The sequence below is a fragment of the Nakamurella sp. A5-74 genome, from assembly GCF_040438885.1.
GTDB lineage: Bacteria > Actinomycetota > Actinomycetes > Mycobacteriales > Nakamurellaceae > Nakamurella.
Genome location: NZ_CP159218.1, coordinates 1,965,971 through 1,988,887 on the forward strand (window position 1 = coordinate 1,965,971; position 22,917 = coordinate 1,988,887).

Here is a 22,917-nt window from a genome sequence, read left to right on the forward strand (position 1 = left end):
GTGAGCGGCCCGGGGCCGCGGTGCGGTGCGGCCGCGTCGTCGGTGCACGGTGGCACGATGGTCTTCATGCCCACCTACCGCGACTCGGGTGTCGTGCTGCGGGTGACGAAGCTCGGTGAGGCCGACCGCATCGTCACCGTGCTCACCCGTACCCACGGGCGGGTCCGGGCGGTGGCGAAGGGCGTCCGCAGGACGAGGTCGAAGTTCGGGTCGCGGCTGGAACCGTTCAGCCACGTCGACCTGCAGCTCTACGCCGGCCGGAATCTCGACATCGTCACCCAGGCGGAATCGATCGACGCCTTCGGTGGCTCCATCGGTGCCGACTACCGGCGCTACACCAGTGCGGTGGCGATGGCCGAGACCGCCGAACGTCTGACGGCAGAGGAGCGCGAGCCGAGCCTGCGGCTCTACCTGCTGCTGGTCGCCGCGCTCCGAGCGCTGACCGAGGCCGGCCGGGATCCGTCGCTGGCACTGGATGCGTTCCTGCTGCGGGCGATGGCGCTGGCCGGATGGGCGCCTGCGCTGCGGGAATGCGCACGGTGCAGCACCCCCGGACCGCATGCGGCGTTCCACATCGCAGCCGGGGGTCTGCTGTGCCCCGATTGCCGCTCGGTCGGGGCGGCGCGTCCGTCGCCGGTGTCAATGGCGCTGATGGTGGCCCTTGCCGAAGGTGATTGGGCGACCGCGGACGACACCCCCACTTCTCACCGCCGGGAGGCCTCCGGGCTGGTGGCTGCGCTGGTGCAATACCACCTGGAACGCGGGCTGCGATCGCTGCCGCTGGTGGACCGCATCGAGCCGGTGACCAGGGTGCTGCTTCCGCCGGCAACCGTTCCGCCCGCACCTGGCGTCCCCGATGAAACCTCCCAGCTCGAGGTGACCTTCCCCCGATGACGTTCCAGGCGCAGCGCTACCAGGCACCACCACCGCATCCCAGCGGCGTCCGGCCGCCGGCCATTCCCGCGGACCTGGTTCCGCGGCACGTCGCGCTGGTGATGGACGGCAACGGTCGTTGGGCGAATGCCCGCGGGCTGCCCCGCACCGCCGGCCACCAGGCCGGAGAAGCGCAGCTGATGGACGTCGTCGCCGGCTGTATCGAGCTGGGGGTCCGGCACCTGTCCGCGTACGTGTTCTCCACCGAGAACTGGGTGCGCTCGGCAGCCGAGGTGCGCTTCCTGATGGGCTTCAACCGCGACACCATCCGTCGCCGCCGGGTGGAGATGAACGACTGGGGCGTCCGGGTCCGGTGGGCAGGCCGCAAGCCGCGGCTGTGGCGCAGCGTGTTGCACGAACTGCGGGCCGCCGAGCAACTCACGGCCGACAACGACGTCCTGACGTTGACGATGTGCGTCAACTACGGCGGCCGGGCGGAGATCGCCGACGCGGCGCGGGCGATCGCCCAGGACGCGGCGGCCGGGTTGATCGACGCCCGGAAGGTGGATGAGAAGTTGTTCGCGAAATACCTCTACGCCCCGGACATGCCGGACGTCGACCTGTTCATCCGCTCCTCCGGCGAGCAGCGCACCAGCAATTTCCTGCTCTGGGAATCGGCGTACGCCGAGATGGTCTTCCTGGACACCCTGTTCCCCGACTTCGACCGGCGCGAGCTGTGGCGGGCCTGCGAGATCTACGCCGCCCGCGACCGCAGGTTCGGCGGGGCGATCTCGCAGCCGGCGCAGGACCCGGCCTGGGCGTCGAGCGACGAACCCGACGGGGGGACCCGATGAGCCTCACGCACTCCACGAAGGTGACCGAGCCCGCCGTCGCCACCCGCCGTCGGCGCTACCGGCCGGGCTCGGTCGAGATCCTCGGCGCGCTGCTGCTCGTCGGGATCGTCTTCCGCGGCCCGCTCGCTGACCTGTTCGCTGCACCCGGGATGGGCACCTGGGCGACGACGTTCGTCTCCATCTGCGTCCAGGCGGTGCCGTTCCTGGTGCTGGGGACGGTGGTGTCCGGGGCGATCGCCGCGTTCGTGCCGGCGTCGTTGTTCAAGAAGATCCTCCCGGAGCGGGCCGGACTGGCCGTCCCGGTGGCCGGAGCCGCCGGGGCACTGCTGCCCGGCTGCGAGTGCGGATCGATCCCGATCGCGAACCGTCTGATGGATCGCGGCGTCCGCCCGTCGGCGGCGCTCGCCTTCCTGCTTTCCGCGCCCGCCATCAACCCGGTGGTGCTGGTGGCCACCGCCGTGGCCTTCAGTTCCGACCTACGGATGGTGTGGGCGCGTCTCATCGCCGGCCTCGCGACGGCGGTGATCGTCGGGTTGATCTGGGAGCGCATCGGGAAGCCGGAATGGCTGACTCCCCGCCGCAGTCTCGCGCCCGAGGGGCAGGATGCCCGCGGGTTCGGGGTCTTCCTGTCGACCGTTCGGGCCGACTTCACCCAAGCGGCCGGATTCCTGGTGCTGGGTGCCATCGTCGCCGCGTCGTTCAAGGTCTTCGTGCCGAACGTCTGGATGGAGCACGTGGGTTCATCATTGGCGCTGTCGGTGGTGCTGATGGCCGTCCTGGCCTTCATGCTGGCGCTGTGCAGCGAGGCGGACGCATTCGTCGTCGCCTCCTTCAGCACCATCCCGATGGTCGGCAAGCTGGTCTTCCTGACGGTCGGACCCGCGGTCGATGTCAAGCTCGCCGCCCTGCAGGCAGGCACGTTCGGACGCCGGTTCGCCGTCCGGTTCGCACCGCTGACGATGCTGGTCGCCGTCACCGTCGGACTCGGGGTCGGCCTGGTCTTCTGGGGAGGGAGCCTCGTATGAACGAGCACGTCGGATGAACAAGGAAGCCCAGTCCGTGGTGGTCGGCCTGTTGGGTGGCCTGCTCATCGGTATCACTGTCTCCGGGAAGTTCACCTCCTACGTCCGTCCCGGGTTCGGGCCGCTGCTGATGGCGGCCGGGATCATCCTGGTGGGCATCGGCATCGTCTCGCTGGTGACCGTGGTGCGCGGAGAGGTCCGCCGGGACAGGGCGGCCGCAGGTCGGGCCGGTGCCGACGCCGGTCATCACGGCGACAGTGACAGTGCCGACCGTGACAGAGCCGACAGTGACAGAGCCGACCGGGGAGCCCACGACGCACACGGCCACCAGCACGACAGGTCGCGGGCGGCCTGGATGATTCTCGCCCCGATCCTGATGCTGGTGGTCGTCTCACCGGCCGCGTTGGGAGCAGACGCGGTCGCCCGGAGCGCTGGAGCGCAGGGTCTGGTCGGGCAGGCTCCGACCCCGATCAAGAAGACCGCCGCGGACGGCTACGCCCCGAACGACGGCAGCGGCAGTGCCGGCAGCGGATCGAGCGTCGGTCGCCGGACCATCCCGTTCGATCCGCTGCCCGCCGGGCCGAACCCGGTGATCGGGGTCAAGGACCTCGTGATGCGCGCGCTGTACGACGGCACCAACTCGGTGGCCACCACCCCGGTGACCGTCGTCGGATTCATCTCGCCGGCCGGCGACGGCTACACCGCTGGCTACACGATCGCCCGGATGGCGATCAACTGCTGCGCAGCCGACGCGAACCCGACCCGGATCCATGTCGACGGTTCGGCGCCGTTCCCGGTGAACTCGTGGGTGGCCGCTGTCGTCACCGCGCAGGAGGGCACCGCCACCGAGGCCAACAACTATGTACCGGTCGTCGAGGTGCGATCGATCGAGCAGGTCCAGCAGCCGACCGACCCGTACGAGCACTGACTCTGGAGTACGGCGCCGTTCATCGACGAAGGGAGACCGGAATGGCCGGAGTGCGTTACGAGACCGAACTGTTGAGTTCGGGCAACAACACCGGGATCGAGGTGCCGCCCGACTTGCTGGCGGAGTTGGGTGGGGGCAAGCGGCCGGCGGTCAGCGTGACGGTCTCCGGCCCGTCGGTGACCGACTTCAGCTACTCCAGCACCGTCGCGTCGATGGGTGGGAAGTATCTGATCTCGTTCTCCTCCGAGAAGCGGGCGGCCACCGGACTGGCCGGTGGTGATCCGATCACGGTCGAACTGACCCTGGACGCCGTGCCGCGGACCGTCCAACTGCCGGCCGACCTGGCAGCCGCCCTGGCCGCGGCACCCAGCGCGCAGGCGGCCTGGGAGAGGCTGGCACCCAGCGCTCGCAAGGCGCACGTCATGGCGGTGGAGTCGGCCAAGGCGGCCGCCACCCGCGAGCGGCGTGTCGCGAAGATCGCTGCCGATCTCGCCGGTTGACCCGCACGCGTTCCCGCTGGCGATGCGGGCATCCGCTGGCAACAAGGACGTCCTTGTTGCCAGCGCGAGCGCTCAACACCAGCGACAACCTCGGCGCCCGCTCGACCCGCGACACTGACGTCGGCTCAGCGGGGCGCCCGACTCACAGCCCGAGGTCGCCCTCGAACTCGGCGCCCTCGATGCGCTTCTTGACTGCCTGCAGGAAGCGGGCAGCATCGGCGCCGTCCACGTTGCGGTGGTCGTACGACAGTGCCAGGTAGGCCATCGAGCGGATCGCGATCGCGTCGTTGCCATCGACGTCCTTGATCACCACGGGACGCTTGACGATGGCTCCGGTGATGAGGATCGCCGACTGCGGCGGGGTGAAGATCGCCGTGTCGAACAGGGTCCCGACACTGCCGGTGTTGGTGACGGTGAACGTGCCGCCGGACAGCTCGTCCGGGCCGATCTTGTTGTTGCGGGTGCGCGCGGCCAGATCGCCGATCTTGCGCGCAATCCCGGCCAGGTTCAGATCGTCGGCGTTCTTGATCACCGGCACGATCAGCCCACGCGGGGTGTCGACGGCGATGCCCATGTTGACGTGTCCGTGGTACGTGAGCTCCTTGAGGTCCTCGGACAGGCTGGAGTTCACCACCGGGAAGGCCTTGGCGGCCTCGATGCCGGCCTTCACGAAGAACGGCAGGAACGTCAGCTTGACGCCCTCGCGTGCCTCGAAGCCCGACTTCGCCCTGGCACGCAGCGCGGCCACCTTCGTGACGTCCACCTCGATCACCGAGGTGAGCTGCGCGGCGGTCTGCAGCGCGGCCACCATGTTCTTGGCGATCGCCTGTCGGATCCGCGGCGTCTTCTGGGTGGTTCCGATCAAGGCGCTGGCCGCCTCGTCGGGCTTCGGGACGGACGACCCGGCCGGCGCGTCGGCTGCGGGTGCCGGAGCTGCCGGGGCGGCCGCGGCGGGTGCTGCCGCGGACTCCTTCGCCGCCTGGGCCGCCTTGACGACGTCCTCCCGACGGATCCGCCCGCCGACGCCGGTGCCGGTGATGCTCGACAGATCGACGTCGTTGTCGTGCGCCAACTTGCGGATCACCGGGGTCACGTACGAGCCGCCGGTGTCCTTGGGCGCCAGCGACTGGGTGGGGCTGGCGGCCGGCGACGCGACCGGGGCTGCCGGGGGAGCGGGCGGTGCGGTGGGTTCGACGTCCTGAATGGTCTCGTCCTCGGCTGCGGGGCCCGCATAGGACGATCCGGCTCCGCCGGAATCCACAGTCGGCGCCGATGCCGGTGGTGCGGGTGCGGCGGCCGGCTCGGGCTTCAGTTCGGGAGCGGGCTCCGGGGCAGGTTCGGGTTCGGGCTGGGGCTCGGGCTCGGACTTCTCGGCAGGTGCCGCTCCCGCGGACCCGATGATGGCCAGCTGGCCGCCGACCTCGACCGTGTCGTCCTCCTGGACCGTGATCTCCAGCAGGGTGCCGGCGACGGGCGACGGCACCTCGGTGTCGACCTTGTCGGTGGACACCTCGAGCAGCGGCTCGTCGACCGCGACCTCGTCACCGACCTGCTTGAGCCAGCGGGTGACGGTGCCCTCGGTGACCGACTCACCCATCGCGGGCAGCGTCACCGGGGTACCGGAACCACCGGACGGCTTCACATCGGCCGTCGGCTTCTCGGCAGGAGCCTCGGACTCCGTGCTGGGCGCCTCGGCCGGAGCTGCCTGCTCCGCGGGAGCTGCCTCGGGTTCGGGCTCGGCCTGCTCGGCCGCGTCGTCGGTCTGTGCCGGCTCCGCCGCTGAGTCGGCGGAATCCCCGTCCGACCCTTCCGATGTCTCGCCACCAGCAGAACCGCTGCCGTCACCGATGATCGCCAGGTCGGCGCCGACGGCTACGGTCTCGTCCTCGGCGACGAGGATCTTCTCCAGGACGCCCGAGATGGGAGACGGGATCTCGGTGTCGACCTTGTCGGTCGAGACCTCCAGCAAGGGCTCGTCGACCTCGACGGTGTCCCCCTCCGCCTTGAGCCAACGGGTGACGGTGCCCTCGGTGACGCTCTCGCCGAGGGCCGGCATCTGCACGGACTGCGACATGTATCTGTTCTCCCTGGTCGGTGCTGCTGATGAGTCTGTGCTGCTGACGAGCTGGGCTGCTGACGAGCTGTGCTGCTGACGAGCTGTGCTGCTGACGAGCTGTGCTGCTGACGAGCTGTGCTGCTGAGGGTTAGGCGGCCGGGTCTCAGTGACCGGCGTGCAACGGCTTGCCGGCCATCGCGAGCATCGACTCGCCCAGGGCCTCGTACTGGGTGGGGTGACCGTGCAGCAGCGGTGCGACGTCCTCCGGGTGGGCTTCCCAGTTGACGATCAGCTGGGCCTCGCCGAGCAACTCGCCGATCCGGCCACCGATCATGTGGATGCCGAGCACGGGGCCGTCCTTCTCGCGGACGACCTTGATGCCACCGGCGGTCTGCAGGATGTCGGACTTGCCGTTGCCGCCCAGGTTGTAGGTATAGGTCTCGACCGCGTCCTTGCCGAAGGCCTCGACGGCACCGGCCTCGGTGTATCCGACGGAGGCGATCTGCGGATCGCAGTAGGTGATCTTCGGAACGTTGCGGTCGGGGATGACGACCGGGTTCATCCCGGCGATCTCCTCAGCGACGAAGATGCCCTGCTGGAAGCCGCGATGCGCCAGCTGCAGGCCGGGGACGATGTCGCCGATGGCGTACACGTTCGGCAGGTTGGTGTGCAGTCGCTCGTCGGTGATGACGAAGCCGCGGTCCATCGTGATGCCGGCCTCCTCGAAGCCGCACCCGGCGGTGGCCGCGCCACGACCGACGGCCACCAGCAGCAGATCGGCCTTCAGCTCGTCGCCGCTCTCCAGGGTGACGGTGACGCCCGAGTCGTCCTGGGTGACGCCGGAGAACCGGGCGCCGGTCTTGAACGCGATCTTGCGTTTGCGGAAGGCGCGCTCCAGCTGCTTGGCGATCCACGGGTCCTCGGCCGGGACGAGCGAGGGGAGACCCTCGACGATCGTCACCTCGGCGCCGAGAGAGGCCCAGATGGAGGCGAACTCGACGCCGATCACGCCGCCGCCCAGCACGATGGCCTTCTCCGGGATCCACTGCAGTCCGAGGGCCTGTTCGCTGGTGATGACCCGGCCCTCGATCTCCAGACCGGGCAGGCTGCGCGAGTAGGAGCCGGTGGCCAGCACGACGTTCGTCGCGGTGTAGGTGTCGTCGCCGACCTTGACGGAGTTGGGTCCCACGAAGGTCCCGGTGCCCTCGACGACCTGGATGCCGTGGGACTTGATGATCCCCTGCAGGCCCTTCCAGTGCCGGGTGACGATGTCGTCCTTGTACTTGTGCAGGCCGGCGATGTCGACGCCGTCGTAGGTGACCTTGAGGCCGACGCCGGCCGCATGCTTGGCCTCGTCGGCGACCTCGGCCGAGTGCAGCAGCGTCTTGGTGGGGATGCAGCCGCGGTGCAGACAGGTCCCGCCGAGCTTGTCCTTCTCGATCAGCACCACCTTCGAGCCGAGTTCCGAGGCGCGGATGGCAGCGGCGTAGCCGGCGGTGCCACCGCCCAGGACGATCAGGTCGACGTTCGTGTCCGTCATGGTGTTCGATGCGCTCCTTGCGGTGGTGGGGCGGTGATGCCGTGGGTGTCGGCAGGGCGCTCGGCGAGGACCGGGTGGGTCCGTTCGCCGAGAGCACCCTCCATCTTGTCATTGGCGCCGCAGAGCAGCACGTCCGGCTCCGGTGCGTTCGCGCAACGCTGATCCGGTGCCCGCAACGGTCTCGTCCGACACCCGTTGCTCAGCCGTCGAGGACGTCGAGGTGCACGGTGACGGGGTCGCCCAGTTCGATACCCTCACGCAGGTACACGGCCTTCTTGATCGGCAGCACGTACGGCGCATCGTCCTTGCCGGGGAAGATCGAGGTCCGCCAGCGACTGCTGCCCACGAGCACCGTCACCCTCACCGACCCGAACCCACGGCGCGGCCCGCCGGCGGTCAGGTCGCGGATGTGGTCCGAGAGGTCCTGCGGGAGGGAAACCAGGAACCAGCCCTCCTCGACGCGGGCATCCCATTTCCACAGCGGCGCGGTGAATGTCGCGCTCAGCGATGCGTGCATGGTCGACATTCTGACCGGCCACCACGACACCGGCCGGCGGCCCCGGCGGTTGCGGCCCAGTGAGCGACCCGACTGCCCTGCGACGCGCTCGCGGCAATTGCCTCGATCAGCCGGTTCCGCCGGGCCCGTACGGCAGGATGTCCGTCATGGGGTGGTTTGCACGCAGGAAGAAGTCGTCGCAGTCGACGTCCGAGCGACGGCAGAGCACAGACGCGCTCACCGAGTGGTTGCTCGCGCACCGCGGGGTCGAGGCCTACGTCGAACCGAAGACCGCCTTCACCGAGAACACCGTCGTGCTGATCGCGCACGACGGCGAGTTCATCCGTCGCCGGACTCCCTCGCCCGAGGCGGCCAAGCAGTTCGCGCGGAAACACGGCATCCCGATCTACGACGCGACCGTGGTCGGCTATCCGCAGCGCATGCGCGACTTCTCGCGCAGACAGACCATCCTGCGGCAGCGTCAGGAGCGCGGCGAGGCCGTCGGCGACTGAACCGGGTGCTCGCTGCGGCGAGGACTACCGTCGAAATGGTGCCGGTCGCAGGAGAGAAGACGTGCGCGACCTGTGGTCGCCGGATCACCTGGCGCAAGAAATGGGCCGACAGCTGGGACGAGGTCAAGTACTGCTCGCAGAGGTGCCGCATCCGCCGTCCGACGAGCGTCGATGCCGACCTCGAGCGGTCCATCCTGGACCTGCTGGCGCAACGGAAACACGACGCCACCATCTGCCCGAGCGAGGCGGCGCGCGCGGTCGGCGGCGACGCCTGGCGGGACCTGATGGAGCCCAGCCGGCAGGCTGCTCGTCGACTGGTGGCGCAGGGACGGATCGAGATCGTCCAGCGCGGGAAGGTGGTCGATCCGTCGACTGCCAGAGGCCCCATCCGGTTGCGGTCGACCGACGATCCGGGCAACCCGGCCACGTCCTGATCCGCCGGCCGGGTGTCGCCCGCCGGCCCGTTGGGCATGGGACGGACGGTCCCGCCCGCGCGGCGCGGACCGTCGAGTCCGCGAACCACACCAGCGAAAGTGGAGAACATTGGCAGCCGAGCAGCACCCGCGCGAGCGCCGCGACAGTGCCCAGGGGACCGGCCAGGACGGTGGAACGGCGCTGATCGTGTTCGGCGCGTCCGGCGACCTGTTCGAACGTCTGCTGGTACCCGGTCTGGGGACGCTGCTGCGCACCGAGTCGGCCCCGTCCGTCAGGTTGATCGGCACCGGCCGGAGCGAGGTCTCCGACGACGAGTGGCGGGACAAGGTCTCCGCGTCGTTGCTGGCTGATGACGAACAGGATGCCCACCCGGCAGCGATCGACGATGTACTCCGCTCGACGAGGTACCTCCAGGGCGACCCCACCGAACCGCAGCATCTACGGGATCTGCTGGACGCCGCCGACGGCCGCACCCCGGTGCTGTATTTCGCCCTGCCACCGGCGGTGGTCGACGACATCGTGGGTGCGCTCGAAGACGTCGATCTCCCGGCGGACACCGTGCTGGCCTTCGAGAAACCGTTCGGTACCGACGCCCGATCCGCTGCGGCACTCACCGAGAAGGTGCATGCACTGGTCCCCGAGGATCGGGTGCATCGCACGGACCACTTCCTGACCCGCTCCCAGGTACGTGGCCTGCTCGGACTGCGCTTCGCCAGCGGTCTGCTGGGTCCGGTCTGGAGCAGCGAGCACATCAACTCCGTCGAGATCGTCTATGACGAGACGCTGGCCCTGGAGGGTCGGGCGCAGTACTACGACGGCGCCGGCGCCCTGGTCGACATGATCCAGAGCCATCTGCTGCAGGTGCTCGCCCTGATCACGATGGAACGGCCTGATCTGCTGGAGCCGACCGCGTTCCGCGACCGCATCAGCGAAGTGCTGGCTGCCACGACGATTGCGGGCGACGACCCGCAGGCCTCGACCCGGCGGGGGCGGTACGTCGCCGGCGAGGTCGAGGGCAAGCAGGTTCCCGGCTATCTCGAGGAGGACGGCGTCGAGAAGGACAACGACACCGAGACCCTTGCGGTCATCCAGGTCGCCGTGGACACCGACCGGTGGCGCGGCGTTCCCATCCTGCTGCGCTCGGGCAAGGCCATCGGAGATCCACGTCAGGAGATCAGGGTCGAGTTCCGCGTGCCGGAGCAGACCATCGACGGGCTGGGCGAGCAGACGGCGCCGTCGGTGCTGCGCATTCCGCTCAAGGACGGCGACGCGAGCCTCGAACTGCCGATCACCTCGGCCGACAACCCGGTGCGGGTGGCGAAGCTGGAGATGTCCGGCCCGCCCCCCAGCGGACAGCTCGACCCGTACGGTGCGGTGCTGGCAGGTGTGCTGAACGACGATCCGCTGTTCTCGGTCCGCGAGGACGCCGCAGTCCGCTGCTGGGAGATCATCGAGCCGGTGCTGCGGGCGTGGCAGGCCGGCGAGGTCCCGATGGACGACTACCCGGCCGGCAGTGCCGGACCCGACAGCTGGACCTGACCCCGAAGTTCGCGGACCTGACGGTCGTTTGGTCGCCACGTTCGCGGTCGTGACGGTCGTTTGGTCGCCACGTTCGCGGACCTGTCGGTCGTTTGGTCGCCACGTTCGCGGACCTGACGGTCGCTGGGACCCGACGTTCGCGGTGGTCATGGTCGGTACGACTCGGATCCGCGCCTCCGGGAATCATTTCCGGCATCCGGTCGTTGATCAGGTCGGCGGCCCTGGACATGCCCCGGGTACCACCCCTTTCGCCGCTACGAGCGGCCACGTGCCGAGAGGCGCACTGGCAGGGCCGTCGCCGACAAGAGTGTTCGTGGACCCAGGTTCACCAACGCCGCGGTCGACAATGCACGGAGCCGCCGGACATCAGTCCGGCGGCTCCGTGCGTTTTCGGGGTACTCCCGAGGGATCAGCTCACCGTGCGGCGAGATCGGCCAGCGTCGCGAGCAGCGTGCGGACCGGAACCCCGGTACCACCCTGGGTGGTGTAGCCGTAGGTCGCGCCGCCGTTGAACGCCGGCCCGGCCACGTCCAGATGAGCCCACTGCACGCCGTCGGCGACGAAGTGGCCGAGGTAGTGACCGGCTACCAGCATTCCGCCGTAGCGGTTGTTCGAGATGTTCTGCAGATCAGCGAGGTAGGAGTCCAGCCCCTCGCGCAGGTGTTCCGGCAACGGCATCGCCCAACCGTCCTCGCCGCACTCCCGCGCCAGCTCGGCGACCCGGTCACGGAGTTCGTCGGTTCCCATCACGCCCATCGTGCGGTCGCCGAGCGCGACCAGCTGGGCGCCGGTCAGGGTGGCGGTCTCCAACAGGTAGTCCGGCCCGTCCTCACAGGCCCGGACGATCGCGTCGGCCAGCACGATGCGACCCTCGGCGTCGGTGTTGAGGATGTGCGAGGTCGTCGCCTGCTGACCGCGCGGGGCGTAGTGGGTGATGACGTCGCCCGGTCGGTAGGCGCTCCCGGAGGGCAGGTTCTCGGCGAGCGGGACGGTGGCGGTCACCGCGATCGGCAGGCCGAGCGCCGCGGCACCGATCACCGTGGCCACCACGGCGGCGGCGCCGGCCATGTCGGAGGTCATGTCCGGCATACCGGGCCCCGGCTTGATGGAGATGCCGCCCGAATCGAAGGTGATGCCCTTGCCCACCAAGGCGACCGAGGTCCTGGCCCCGCGCGGCGCATAGCTGATCCGCACCAGGCGCGGCGGCCGGACGGAACCGGAGCCGACCGCGAGGATGCCGCCGTAGCCGCCCTTGGCCAACGCCTTCTCGTCGAGCACCTGCACCTTGAGCCCGGCCGTCTCGGCGGCGGCACGGGCCCGCTCTGCGAACGACGCGGGGAACAGATCGTTCGGGGCGGTGTTCACCAGGTCCCTTGCCAGCAGGACACTTTCGGCGGTGACGACCGCGCGCTGCAGCTCGTCCTTCGCTGCCTTGGCCGCGCTCGGGACGACGAGCCGGACGGTCCGCACCGCGGCCTTCCTCGCACCCTTGTAGGCCTCGAACTGGTAGGAGCCCAACAGCAGACCCTCGGCGGTCGCCGTCAGGTCGACCGCCGACAGCGTGGTTGCCACCGTGCGCAGTCCTGCCACCGCCCTGGCAGCCACCCCCGCAGCTCGTCGAACTCGTTCCGGGGTCAGCTTCTCCACCTCGCCGAGGCCGACCAGGACCAGCCGATCCGCAGCGACCAGGTCGCCGCCCGGCAGTGTCGCGACGTCGCCCGGGCGACCGGTGAGTCCGGCCAGGGCGGCGGCATCGGTGATCGCCTGCCACGGCGACTCGGGGGTCGGTTCGTGGGTCAGCAGCGGCCCTTCGGCGCTGGCGTGCACGCCGACGATCAGGGCATCGGCTTTGATCCCGGCAGGGGCGGAGGTGGTCAACGAGAGGGTGGTGGTGCTGCTCGGCACGGGCGCGTCTCCTGGGGTGGTGGTCGGCTGCTGCTCGATCTCTGGGACGAGCGGGTGGTCCGGCACGACGATAGTCCCGTCCGCCGCAGGTGGTGGTGCGACCGGCGCAGCGTCCGGCGCACAGGACGGCCGTCCGTCCACGGCGCGCCGCGTACGTTCGAACGATGCCCCGCACGCTGAGCGTCTCCGACTCGATCGTCATTGCCGCCGAGCCCCAGGAGCTGTACGACCGGATCAGTGATCCGACGGCGATGGGTTCGTGGAGCCCGGAGAACCAGGGCGCCGTCGTCGACGGTCATGATGCGGGATCGCCGACCGGCACGGTGGTCGGGACGTCGTTCGTCGGCACGAATCGGCGCGGCAGGGCGACCTGGGTGACGCGGTGCACCGTGACCGCCGCGGATCCGGGCCGTCGATTCGCCTTCCGGGTCCACCGGATCGGCCTGCGCACGCCGCGCTTGAACGCGTCGATCGCCAGTTGGGAGTACCGCTTCGACGCGGACCCCACCGGCGGCACCCGGGTCGTCGAGGTCTGGACGGACGACCGTCGCTGGCCGGACGCGCTCGCCGCCGTGTTCGACCGGATCGCCACCGGCGGAAGCTCGTTCGCCGACTTCCAGCGACGGAACATCGCCTCGACGCTGAAGCGGTTGAAGGCGGTCTTCGAGGGCTGAGCGTCATCCGGCGTGCCGGGATCGCCGCGGCGGCGGGTCGGCTGAACCGTGCATGTCGGACTGCGCGGGCGATACGGTGGGCGCCATGTCCCCAGCGTCCGAACCGCTCGCACTCCTGCACTCGCCCCTGCACGCGTCCCACGTCGCGCTGGGCGCGACGATGGCGCCGTTCGGTGGCTGGGAGATGCCCATCCAGTACCAGGGCGGTGGCGTCATCGCCGAACACACCGCGGTCCGCGAAGCGGTCGGTATCTTCGACGTCTCGCATCTGGGCAAGGCCACCGTCACCGGGCCGGGTGCTGCCGCGTTCGTCAACGCGACGCTCTCGGCCGATCTGCGGAAGATCGGGCCGGGTCAGGCTCAGTACACCTTGTGCTGCACCGGGACCGGGGGAGTGACCGACGATCTCATCGCCTACCTCGTCTCGGATGACGAGGTCTTCCTGGTGCCGAACGCCGCCAACACCGCGAAGGTCGTCGCTGCCCTGCAGGGGGTCGCGCCCGAAGATGTCGAGGTGCTCGACCGGCACCGTGAGTACGGCGTGATCGCCGTCCAGGGTCCGCAGTCGGCGGCGGTCCTGTCCGCGGTCGGGCTGCCGACCGAGCTGGGTTACATGTCGTGGCAGGACGCCACCTACGAGGGTCTCCCGGTGCGCGTCTGCCGCACCGGCTACACCGGCGAGCGGGGTTATGAGTTGCTTCCGGCGTGGGACGTCGCCCGGCCGCTGTGGGACGCGCTGCTGGTCGCTGCTGCGCCCCTGGGTGGTCGCGCCGCTGGGCTCGGTGCCAGGGACACCCTGCGGACCGAGATGGGCTACCCGCTGCACGGTCAGGACCTGTCGACCGAGATCACCCCGGTCCAGGCCCGGGCCGGCTGGGCGGTCGGCTGGAAGAAGGACGCATTCTTCGGCCGGGACGCCCTGATCGCCGAGAAGACCGCCGGACCGACCAGGACACTGCGCGGTCTCGTCGCCCTGGACCGCGGCATCCCCCGGGCCCACCAACAGGTCAAGGGCCCCGACGGGCGCGCGCTCGGCGAGATCACCTCCGGTACGCACTCGCCCACCCTCGGCAAGGGGATCGCGTTGGCATTGATCGACACCGCTGCGGGGATCCAGGACGGCGACGAGCTGATCGTCGACGTCCGCGGTCGTCCGCTCCGCGTGCAGGTGCAGGCGCCGCCCTTCGTGGAGTCGCACGTCCGCTGACGGTCGTCGTGCGGCGAACCCGACGCTAGGACGTCCTACTATTCGCGATATCGTGGCGTCATGACTGATCAGGCCGTGCAGTTCCGTCGTGAAGCGAACCCGTCACCCGTCACCGACGAGCGGCTCGCGGAGATCTTCCGGGCGCCCGGTTTCGGTGTCCACTTCACCGACCACATGGTGCTCATCGAGTGGGACGCCCAGCAGGGCTGGCACGACGCACGGCTGGTTCCGTACCAACCGTTCACGATCGATCCCGCGATGATGGTGCTGCACTACGGCCAGGAGATCTTCGAGGGGCTGAAGGCGTACCGCCAGCCCGACGGCAGCGTTGCCGGCTTCCGGCCGGAGCGGAACTCCGCACGGCTCAACTCCTCGGCCACCCGGCTCGCGATGCCGGAGCTGCCCGAGGAGCTGTTCCTGCAGTCTCTGCGCGAGCTGGTGACCGCCGACAAGCGGTGGGTGCCCTCCGCCCCCGGCCAGTCGTTGTACCTGCGCCCCTTCATGTTCGCCTCCGAGGTCGGTCTCGGGGTGCGGCCGTCGTCGAAGGTCACCTACTGCCTGATCGCCTCACCGGCCGGCAGTTACTTCAAGGGCGGCAAGGAATCCGTGACCGTGTGGCTGTCGACCGAGTACGTCCGGGCGGCCCCCGGCGGAACCGGGGCCGTCAAGACCGGCGGCAACTACGCGGCTTCGCTGATCGCCCAGGCCGACGCCGCCACCAAGGGGTGCGACCAGGTCGTCTGGCTGGATGCCGTCGAGCGCAGGTGGATCGAGGAGATGGGCACCAACAACTTGTGCTTCGTCTTCGGTACGCCCGACGGTCAGGTCGAGATCGTCACACCCGAGCTCAACGGATCCCTGCTGCCCGGTATCACCCGCGACTCGGTGCTGCAGGTCGCACGTGATCTCGGCTTCACCGCCACCGAGCGGCGGATCTCCACGGACGAGTGGGAGAAGACGATCGACGCCGGCGAGATGACCGAGGTGTTCGGCTGCGGGACCGCCGCCGTGCTCACCCCGGTGGGCGGCGTCAAGTACGACGGCGGCCAGTTCGCCATCAACGGCGGCGTCACCGGGGAGGTCACCACCCGGCTGCGTGATGCCCTGGTCGGCATCCAGAACGGCACCGCTCCCGACGCGCACAGCTGGCGCGTCACCCTCGCCGACTGATCGCGCCACACCGCACCCAGGGAACTGCCGATGGCCACCATCCACCGCACGACGACGTCGCCCGGCAAGCTCGAGACGCTCGCCGGCCGGCTGCCGACACGGTCTTCCTGGATCAGCCCGGCGCGCTGCTGACGGGGACGGCGGTCCCCAGGCCCAGAACGTGTCCGACACGCTCGATGCGGCGGTGACCGTGGAACCGGCGACGATCGCGGACCTCCGAATCGGTGGCCCGGCACGCGACGAGGGTGAGGCGACCGTGCTGCCCGTTCGGGTGGCAATCGCAGGGCGCCTGCTCCACCTGCATCGGGTGATGCTGGCCGAACCGGTGATCGGACCGCGGGTGCTGGCACCGGTGTCTGCAGCGGTGGACGCCGACGGTCGTGCCGCCGGTGACGTGCGGATGGCGGTCGTCAGCATTCGATGACTGCTGGGCATTCTCCGGAACCCGCCCCGGACATGCGAAAAGGCAGCGATCCCAGCGGGATCACTGCCTGATCGACTCTCCTACGCCGCGGAAGGTGCCGGAGAAGAAATGCCGGCAGAGGCGGGCCGGTGTGCGGCTGGATCAGCCGCGGGTGACCTTGCCGGCCTTGAGGCACGAGGTGCAGGCGTTGACCTTGCGCACCGTGCCGGGGGCGATCAGCGCACGCACCGACTGGATGTTCGGGTTCCACCGGCGATGCGTCCGCCGGTGCGAGTGCGACACACTCATCCCGAAGCCCGGGCCCTTGCCACACACGTCACACACGGCAGCCATCTCGGCTCACTCCCACTTCCAGGCGTTCGCGGGTCTTGCTCGCGCGATCGCGTTGTCGATTGAATGTTCGGATCTTCGGTACCGCTGACCTGCAGCTCCACCGGATCGGGAGCAACAGAAGAGCCCGACGGTGACATCAGCTGACATGCCAGCTGACCCGGTCGATGTCGGGCAACCCCCTCACGATACCCGGAGCGCGTTGATCAGTACAAACTGCCGTGACCAGCTGCGGCCAGGCGACGGTTCAGCGCCAGGCGCCTAACAGAGACCGGGCGTGGTCGGCGAGTGCGCCCTGCAACCGCGGTCCGAAGCTGACCCGGCCGACCCCGATGGCCCTGAAGTGCGCCAGGTCGTCGTCACCGGGGTGGGCGATGCCGTTGAGCGGCAGGGGTAGCGCGGAGACCAACTGCTGCCAGATGTCGTCCGGGTGCACACCGACCGGGTAGAGCACATCGGCGCCGGCCTTCGCGGCGCGGTCCAGTCGGTCGATCGCATCGGCGACCCGCTCCGGGGTGGTCTCCACCCGCAGCAGCACATCGGTGCGGGCGTTGATCACCACGTGCACGCCGGACGCGTCGGCGGCGGCGCGGAGGGCGCCGACGAGATCGGCGTGCTCCTGCGGATCCCGGCGCCGGCCACCCTGGGAGTGGACGGTGTCCTCGAGGTTCAGCCCGACGGCGCCCACCTCCAGCAGGCCCTCGATGAGCCGGGCGGGTTCCTGTCCGTAGCCGGATTCAATGTCCACCGAGACCGGGATGTCGACGGCCGGGATGATCTGCCGCAGCCGGGTGAGCAGCTCCTCGAACGTCATGCCCTCGTTGTCGGCGCGGCCGATCGAGTCGGCGACCGGATGGCTGCCGACGGTCAGGCCTGCGAATCCGGCCTCCGCGGACAGCGCTGCGGACCAGGCATCCCACACGGTCGGCAGGACCACCGGATCCCCGGGACGGTGCAGGGCGAGCAGCACATCGGCGCAAGCGGCCAGGGCGGTGGGGGTGTGGTCGGTCATGCCCGTCACAACCGAGCCTGCCGACCGGATGTTCCGCGCAGCTTCGGAACTCCGGACGTCGGAGCGTCCAGCCGGAGCGGTGAAACCGGCGATCGCCATGACGAAACCGTGGTGAAACTCCCTCGGATGAAGCTGATGGGAGTCGGCAGCGCCACGCCGACGCGCCCGGTCACGGGCAGCTCACCTTCCTCAGTTCAGGAGTCCCATGATGAAATCCTCGACCACGTCAGCCCTGGCCGTCGACGCGCACGGCCTGGTCAAGCAGTTCAAGGGCGTCCGCGCGGTCGACGGGATCGACCTGCAGGTGCCCGCCGGCCAGGTCTTCGGTGTGCTCGGACCGAACGGCGCCGGCAAGACCACCACCATCCGGATGCTCGCCACCCTGCTGCGCATCGACGCCGGCACGGCGACGATCTTCGGGCACGACGTCGCCACCGAGGGCCACATCGTGCGGCAGCTGATCGGCGTCACCGGGCAGTACGCGTCGGTCGACGAGAAGCTGAGTGGCCGGGAGAACTTGCGGCTGTTCGCGCGGATCCACGGCCAGTCCGGCAAGCAGGCGTCCGTCACCGCACTGGATCTTCTCGAGCGCTTCGGGTTGACCGAGGCCGCCGACCGCCCGTTGTCGCAGTTCTCCGGCGGGATGCGTCGCAGGCTCGACCTGGCGGCGAGCCTGATCTCCCGACCACCGCTGATCTTCCTCGACGAGCCGACCACCGGTCTGGACCCGCGGACCCGCGGGCAGATGTGGGACACCATCCGGGATCTGGTCCGTCAGGGCTCCACGATCCTGCTCACGACCCAGTACCTGGACGAGGCCGATCAGCTGGCCGACCGGATCGCCGTCATCGATCGCGGCCGGAAGGTGGCCGAAGGCACGTCGTCCGAACTGAAGTCGTCCATCGGATCGTCAACGCTCGCGGTGGGCATCACCGATGCCGATCGCATCGACGAGGCCGTCGGCATCGTCTCGGTCACGTTGGACCGGGCCGCGACCAGATCACCCGAGTCCGCCAGGTTGGTGGTCCCGCTGCGGACGTCGGACGAGACCGTCACCGCGTTGATCGCCTTGCGCGACAGGGGGATCGAGGTCTCCGAGATCAAGGTCCAGGAACCCACGTTGGACGAGGTCTTCCTGGCACTGACCGGCGAGCCCACCCACGACGACGACGCCGGCGCCGCCCAGCCGGCGGCCTGATCGTCATCCCGCCACACCACAACCCATCCTCCCTGCAGCCTTCCCAGGAGTCATCATGACGATCACCGACACCCGCGCGGCAGACGCCGCACCGGCCCGCACCACCCAGCCTCCCGCCCACCTGCCAAGCCACGTCGGCCTGCGGGAGACCGTCCGTCAGACCTGGCTGATGGCCGGCCGAACCTTGATCAAGATGCGGCGCAACCCCGAGCAGTTCATCGATGTCGCGATCCAGCCGCTGCTGTTCACCGCCATGTTCGGCTTCATCTTCGGCGGCGCGATCGCGGGTGGCGTCAGCGCCTACCTGCCGCTGCTGATCCCCGGCATTCTCGTCCAGACGGCACTGACCACCTGCATGGCCACCGGCGTCACCCTGCGCGACGACATGGACAAGGGAGTCTTCGACCGGTTCAAGTCGCTCCCGATGTCCAGGATCGCGCCGCTCGCGGGGCCGGTGCTGGCGGACTCGGTGCGCTACGTCATCGCGACGGTGCTCACCTTCGCCACCGGTTTCGCCATGGGGTACCGCCCCGGCGGCGGGTTCTGGGGGGTCCTCGGCGCGTGCGCGCTGATCATCGTCTCCGCCTGGTCGCTTGCCTGGATCTTCACTTTTCTCGGCACCGTGATGAAGTCGGCCCAAGGACTGTCCGGGGTGTCGATGATGATCCTGTTCCCGCTCACCTTCCTGTCCAACGCCTTCGTGCCGGCCGACTCGCTGCCCGGCTGGCTCAAGGCGTTCGTCAACGTGAACCCGGTGTCGCACATCGTCTCTGCCACCCGCGACCTGGCCAACGACGGCCGGATCACCGGTCAGGTCGGCTGGGCGCTGTTGGGCTGCGTCATCGTCGTGGGGATCTTCGCCCCGCTGGCTCTGCGCAGCTATCGGCGTCAGCTCTGACGCCCGAGCCATCAGCCTCCCGAGGACTCGGCCGCCTCCGCGATGCTCCCTGCGCGCCTCCACTGCGCGGGGAGCATCGTGCGTACGGCTTGGACCGCCTGCTCGGGGGAGAAGTCCGCCGAAGCGCGCCTGGCCTCGTCGAAGAGCGCGCCGGCCGTTGCCCGTGCGTCCTGTTCCGCCCGCTCCGGTGAGAGCTGCGGCCAGGTCCGGCTGGGCGAGAGTCGCTCGGCCAGTGCGAGCAGCTGCACGGCGCGATCGGGATCCAGTGGCAGCAGCCACAACCCGACTGCGCGGGTCACCGCTCCGGTGACGGGGATGTCCAGGCCGCCGAAGAGCGGCGCCGCACCGACCTTCGGCGGCTGGTCGATGATCCGGAAGAGCTTGTGGCAGAGCTGATCAGCCTGCTCCGTGATCTCCGAGCGGGCGTCGTGACGCACGTGCGCGATGACACACAGGGCCTCCATCGACAGCGTCCACGGTTCCAGCCCGGACTCGCCCATCTGGTCCTCGCGCACCAGCGCCTCGCGGGTGGCCTGCCGCCACTGCTCGAGCCCGCCGCTGAGGTCACCCCCGGCGAGCAGGAGCTCGGCACGGGTCGCCGTCACCAGCGGCTGCAGCGCCCCCAGCTCGTCCGTGAGGTTCGTGGCCTCCCCCGCCATCACGGCCTGCGCCAGTTCCAGCTCGCCGGCATGCAGATGTCCCAGTGCGATGCCGAACTTCGCCTGCCAGACATCACCCCAGGCGCCGATCCGGGCGAGCATCGGTTGCACATCCCGCAGGTGCAGGCTCGCCTCCTGGAACCTGCCGGTCTGCATCAGCACCTCGCCGAGCCTCGCCCTGGCCATCGCAGCGAGCCAGGGGCTGGCGTCCCGGGGGATCACCCGGACCGACAGCTCGGTGACCTGCAGGGTGCGCTGGATGTCGCCCAGGTTCTCCCACCACTGACCGGCGAGCAGAGCGGCGGCGGTCACGACATACGGGTTACCGCCGGCCAGCGCCAGATCCGCCTCGGTCCCCTCGAAGCGGCGGAACTCGCCGGATCGCGCCAGCACGATGGTCAACGCGTCCAGTTGGTCGGCGACGGCAGGTGCGGGTCGACGCCGCAATGCGACGGTCGCCCGGACACCGGTACGGCCGGGCGACAGCATCGACGACAGGGCGATCATCATCAGCACGGCGCGCAGTCGCCGCTCGTCCTCGTCGTCGAGGTCCCGCAGATCGGGCAGCGCCCGACGCACCACCTCGAACACCGGATCGGTGAACGATCCGGCCCGGGTGTAGGCGGATTCGATCAACCAGAGGCTGGACAGCACCAGGAAGATCCGCTGGACCGCTGCCACGTCGTCGGCCTCGACGGCCCAGCGCAGCGCCGCGACCAGATTGTCCTGCTCCTCGCGCACCCAGTCGATGATCGCGAACGGCTCTGGACCGTAGAGCTCGGCCGCCCGGTCGCAGCCGGCGGCCGCCCACCGCACGATCGCGGCCCGGATTTCGACGAGCGGCAAACCGTCCATCCGGCCCAGGGCGAACTCCCGCACCGTCTCCAGGACGCGCAGCCTGGACACCTCCCGCCGGCCCGGCCCGACGACCATGGACTGGGCGACGAGTTGCTCGATCACGTCGAGTGTGTCCGACTCCGGCAGCAGGTCGGCGAGCACGGACTCCGCTGCGTCCAGACCGACACCGTCCGCGAAACCCGACAGGATGCGCAGTGCCTCCCGCTGCGGGCCGTCCAGCAGCTGCCAGCTCCAGTCGATGACCGCCTCGAGGGTGCGATGGCGTTCCGGCGCCGTCCGGGATCCGCCGCGCAGCAACGCGAACCGGTCGTCCAACCGGCGGTCGATCTGCACGACCGACAGCACCCTGGTGCGGGCCGCGGCCAGTTCGATGGCGAGCGGGAGACCGTCGAGTCGGGCGCACAACCGGTCGACTGCAGCGTGTTCGAGGTCGGTCCAGTCCAGCACCGGATGTCCCGCGTCGACCGCACGCCGGGTGAACAGCTCGACCGAGGTCGCCCGGTCCAGTTCGGGCAGTAGATGCACGGCTTCGCCCGGGAGCTGCAGGGGTGCTCGACTGGTGACGAGGATTCGCAGGTCGGCCGATGCGGCCAACAGGTCGGTCACGGTGGCCGCGGCGTCGTCGAGCAGGTGTTCGCAGTTGTCCAGGATGAGCACGGCGCCCTGCCCGAGAGCGGCGACGGCGCCCGGGATCGATCCCTGTTGGCCGGCGCGCAGCCTGGCCAGCTGCGCGGGCCGCGCTTCCCAGACGCCGAGCACGGTGCTGATCTCGGTGATCGTCGCCGCCGGACCGCTGATGCCCGCCAGCGGCACGAACACCACGGTGGAAGCGTCCACCGCCGATCCGACCAGGTGGGCCAGGGTGGTCTTGCCCAATCCGCCGGGGCCGACCACCGACACGAGCCGTCGACGTCCCAGCAGGGAGAGCAGCTCGCGGACGTCGTCGTCCCGGCCCAGCAGCCCGGACGTCGGGTGGCGGACACCGGTGCGGGTGGTGGGTTGATCGGCGCGCAGCAGAGTGGTCTGCAGCAGGGTCAAGGATGCATCCGGATCCAGTCCGAGCTCGTCCCGCAGCTTCCTGCGGAACTCCTCCAGGTGATCGAGGGCGGCAGCAGTTCCGGCCCCTGCGGCGATCCCGCGGATGATCTCCACCCGGACCTCCTGGTCCCACGGATCGGTCCCGGCCGCCGCGGCGAGCGCCGGAGCAGCGGCGGCGTGATCGCCGAGTCGGGCGGTCGCGATGCCCAGGATCCGTTGTGCCCGTTGATGATCGATCACCCGATCGATGATCAGGTCGGCCAGCACGCCCGCGCCTGCACCGCTGGTGTCGGCGTGCTGCCAGAGCTCCAGGACCCGCCGTGCGTGGGTCACCGCGGCCGCCGGGTCGCCGGCGCTCAACGCGCTCGTCGCAGAGTGCGCTGCGGCGGTCGCGGCAGGCACGTCGATCTCGTCCGGGGCGAGGCCGCAGCGGTAGCCGGGGCCGCTGCGGACGACGATGTCGCCGACCTGTGACCGCACCCGGGAGACGAGAATCTGCAACGATTTGCGGGGATGCTCGGGGAGCTCGTCACCCCACAGCGTGTCGATCAGCGCGGAGTCCGACAGGCCGCGGTCGCCGGCGCCGACCAGAGCAGCGATCAACTCGGTGCCGCGTCCCGGGGGCAGTGGCTGCCCGTCGAACGCGGGCCGGCCGAGCAACTGCAGGCGAACGGACACCCCCGCAGCGTAGTCAGCTCGCACGGGTCCGGGGTGCGGTGAGCGGCGGCCGCGGACGGTCATGATGGATGCTGTCCGTGGAAGCATCACGGGTCGAGCTGCAGGAGGTAC

General features: G+C 69.8%; 21 protein-coding genes. 14 read left to right on the forward strand and 7 right to left on the reverse strand.

Annotation, left to right across the window (positions count from 1 at the left end):
- Positions 1–66 precede the first annotated feature (66 nt).
- From recO to ABLG96_RS09110, 5 genes are read left to right on the forward strand one after another with little or no spacing between them, the layout of a single operon-like run.
- Positions 67–894 (forward strand): DNA repair protein RecO, encoded by an 828-nt coding sequence (recO, locus tag ABLG96_RS09090; RefSeq protein WP_353651016.1) that lies wholly within the window; start codon positions 67–69, stop codon positions 892–894.
- On the forward strand, positions 891–1,727 hold the full coding sequence (locus tag ABLG96_RS09095; RefSeq protein WP_353651017.1) for an isoprenyl transferase: 837 nt from the start codon (positions 891–893) through the stop codon (positions 1,725–1,727). Before recO ends, ABLG96_RS09095 begins: the two co-directional genes overlap by 4 nt.
- Positions 1,724–2,752 (forward strand): permease, encoded by a 1,029-nt coding sequence (locus ABLG96_RS09100; protein WP_353651018.1) that lies wholly within the window; start codon positions 1,724–1,726, stop codon positions 2,750–2,752. Before ABLG96_RS09095 ends, ABLG96_RS09100 begins: the two co-directional genes overlap by 4 nt.
- Positions 2,753–2,765: 13 nt before the next feature.
- Positions 2,766–3,677, forward strand: a complete 912-nt coding sequence (locus ABLG96_RS09105; protein ID WP_353651019.1) for a TIGR03943 family protein — start codon at positions 2,766–2,768, stop codon at positions 3,675–3,677.
- Positions 3,678–3,718: 41 nt separating this feature from the next.
- Complete coding sequence (locus ABLG96_RS09110) at positions 3,719–4,177, forward strand: YdeI/OmpD-associated family protein (RefSeq protein ID WP_353651020.1); 459 nt, start codon at positions 3,719–3,721, stop codon at positions 4,175–4,177.
- A gap of 142 nt (positions 4,178–4,319) precedes the next feature.
- Here ABLG96_RS09110 and sucB read toward each other — a convergent pair whose 3' ends face one another.
- The 3 genes from sucB to ABLG96_RS09125 all read right to left on the reverse strand — a co-directional run bounded on the left by sucB (position 4,320) and on the right by ABLG96_RS09125 (position 8,278).
- The gene (gene sucB / locus ABLG96_RS09115; protein ID WP_353651021.1) at positions 4,320–6,251 is read right to left on the reverse strand and encodes a 2-oxoglutarate dehydrogenase, E2 component, dihydrolipoamide succinyltransferase; all 1,932 of its coding nucleotides are present in this window, start codon (positions 6,249–6,251) and stop codon (positions 4,320–4,322) included.
- Between the two features lie 145 nt (positions 6,252–6,396).
- Positions 6,397–7,773: a dihydrolipoyl dehydrogenase gene (lpdA, locus tag ABLG96_RS09120; RefSeq protein ID WP_353651022.1), complete on the reverse strand. Its 1,377-nt coding sequence runs from the start codon at positions 7,771–7,773 to the stop codon at positions 6,397–6,399.
- 199 nt (positions 7,774–7,972) lie between these two features.
- Positions 7,973–8,278 (reverse strand): DUF1905 domain-containing protein, encoded by a 306-nt coding sequence (locus ABLG96_RS09125; protein WP_353651445.1) that lies wholly within the window; start codon positions 8,276–8,278, stop codon positions 7,973–7,975.
- A 158-nt stretch (positions 8,279–8,436) separates the two neighbouring features.
- Between ABLG96_RS09125 and ABLG96_RS09130 the strand changes: the two genes are divergently transcribed.
- From ABLG96_RS09130 to ABLG96_RS09140, 3 genes are all read left to right on the forward strand, one after another.
- A complete protein-coding gene (locus ABLG96_RS09130) occupies positions 8,437–8,781 on the forward strand; it encodes an oxidoreductase (protein WP_353651023.1) in 345 nt (114 codons plus the stop codon).
- 38 nt (positions 8,782–8,819) lie between these two features.
- Entirely contained in the window at positions 8,820–9,215 is a 396-nt protein-coding gene (locus tag ABLG96_RS09135; protein WP_353651024.1) for a DUF2256 and DUF3253 domain-containing protein, read from the forward strand.
- A 109-nt stretch (positions 9,216–9,324) separates the two neighbouring features.
- Positions 9,325–10,755, forward strand: coding sequence for a glucose-6-phosphate dehydrogenase (locus tag ABLG96_RS09140; protein WP_353651025.1), 1,431 nt, complete (start codon positions 9,325–9,327; stop codon positions 10,753–10,755).
- A 414-nt stretch (positions 10,756–11,169) separates the two neighbouring features.
- Here the strand turns inward: ABLG96_RS09140 and ABLG96_RS09145 are convergent, their stop codons facing one another.
- Entirely contained in the window at positions 11,170–12,660 is a 1,491-nt protein-coding gene (locus ABLG96_RS09145; RefSeq protein WP_353651026.1) for a leucyl aminopeptidase, read from the reverse strand.
- A 164-nt stretch (positions 12,661–12,824) separates the two neighbouring features.
- On the opposite strand from ABLG96_RS09145, the gene ABLG96_RS09150 reads away from it, so the two are divergent.
- The 4 genes from ABLG96_RS09150 to ABLG96_RS09165 all read left to right on the forward strand — a co-directional run bounded on the left by ABLG96_RS09150 (position 12,825) and on the right by ABLG96_RS09165 (position 16,135).
- A complete protein-coding gene (locus ABLG96_RS09150) occupies positions 12,825–13,334 on the forward strand; it encodes an SRPBCC family protein (RefSeq protein ID WP_353651027.1) in 510 nt (169 codons plus the stop codon).
- A gap of 85 nt (positions 13,335–13,419) precedes the next feature.
- Positions 13,420–14,541 carry a glycine cleavage system aminomethyltransferase GcvT gene (gene gcvT / locus ABLG96_RS09155; protein WP_353651028.1) on the forward strand — a complete coding sequence of 374 codons (1,122 nt, stop codon included), beginning with the start codon at positions 13,420–13,422 and terminating at the stop codon, positions 14,539–14,541.
- 60 nt (positions 14,542–14,601) lie between these two features.
- Positions 14,602–15,711 carry a branched-chain amino acid aminotransferase gene (locus ABLG96_RS09160; RefSeq protein ID WP_353651029.1) on the forward strand — a complete coding sequence of 370 codons (1,110 nt, stop codon included), beginning with the start codon at positions 14,602–14,604 and terminating at the stop codon, positions 15,709–15,711.
- 160 nt (positions 15,712–15,871) lie between these two features.
- Positions 15,872–16,135, forward strand: a complete 264-nt coding sequence (locus tag ABLG96_RS09165) for a hypothetical protein (protein ID WP_353651030.1) — start codon at positions 15,872–15,874, stop codon at positions 16,133–16,135.
- A gap of 141 nt (positions 16,136–16,276) precedes the next feature.
- On the opposite strand, the gene rpmB is transcribed toward ABLG96_RS09165, so the two are convergent.
- Positions 16,277–16,468, reverse strand: coding sequence for a 50S ribosomal protein L28 (rpmB, locus tag ABLG96_RS09170; RefSeq protein WP_353651031.1), 192 nt, complete (start codon positions 16,466–16,468; stop codon positions 16,277–16,279).
- Between the two features lie 244 nt (positions 16,469–16,712).
- Entirely contained in the window at positions 16,713–17,477 is a 765-nt protein-coding gene (locus ABLG96_RS09175; protein ID WP_353651032.1) for an isocitrate lyase/phosphoenolpyruvate mutase family protein, read from the reverse strand.
- 208 nt (positions 17,478–17,685) lie between these two features.
- Between ABLG96_RS09175 and ABLG96_RS09180 the strand changes: the two genes are divergently transcribed.
- Together ABLG96_RS09180 and ABLG96_RS09185 are read left to right on the forward strand one after the other, a co-directional pair.
- On the forward strand, positions 17,686–18,675 hold the full coding sequence (locus ABLG96_RS09180) for an ATP-binding cassette domain-containing protein (RefSeq protein ID WP_353651446.1): 990 nt from the start codon (positions 17,686–17,688) through the stop codon (positions 18,673–18,675).
- A 55-nt stretch (positions 18,676–18,730) separates the two neighbouring features.
- The gene (locus ABLG96_RS09185) at positions 18,731–19,573 is read left to right on the forward strand and encodes an ABC transporter permease (protein ID WP_353651033.1); all 843 of its coding nucleotides are present in this window, start codon (positions 18,731–18,733) and stop codon (positions 19,571–19,573) included.
- Between the two features lie 11 nt (positions 19,574–19,584).
- On the opposite strand, the gene ABLG96_RS09190 is transcribed toward ABLG96_RS09185, so the two are convergent.
- Complete coding sequence (locus tag ABLG96_RS09190) at positions 19,585–22,806, reverse strand: BTAD domain-containing putative transcriptional regulator (protein ID WP_353651034.1); 3,222 nt, start codon at positions 22,804–22,806, stop codon at positions 19,585–19,587.
- Positions 22,807–22,917: the final 111 nt, after the last annotated feature.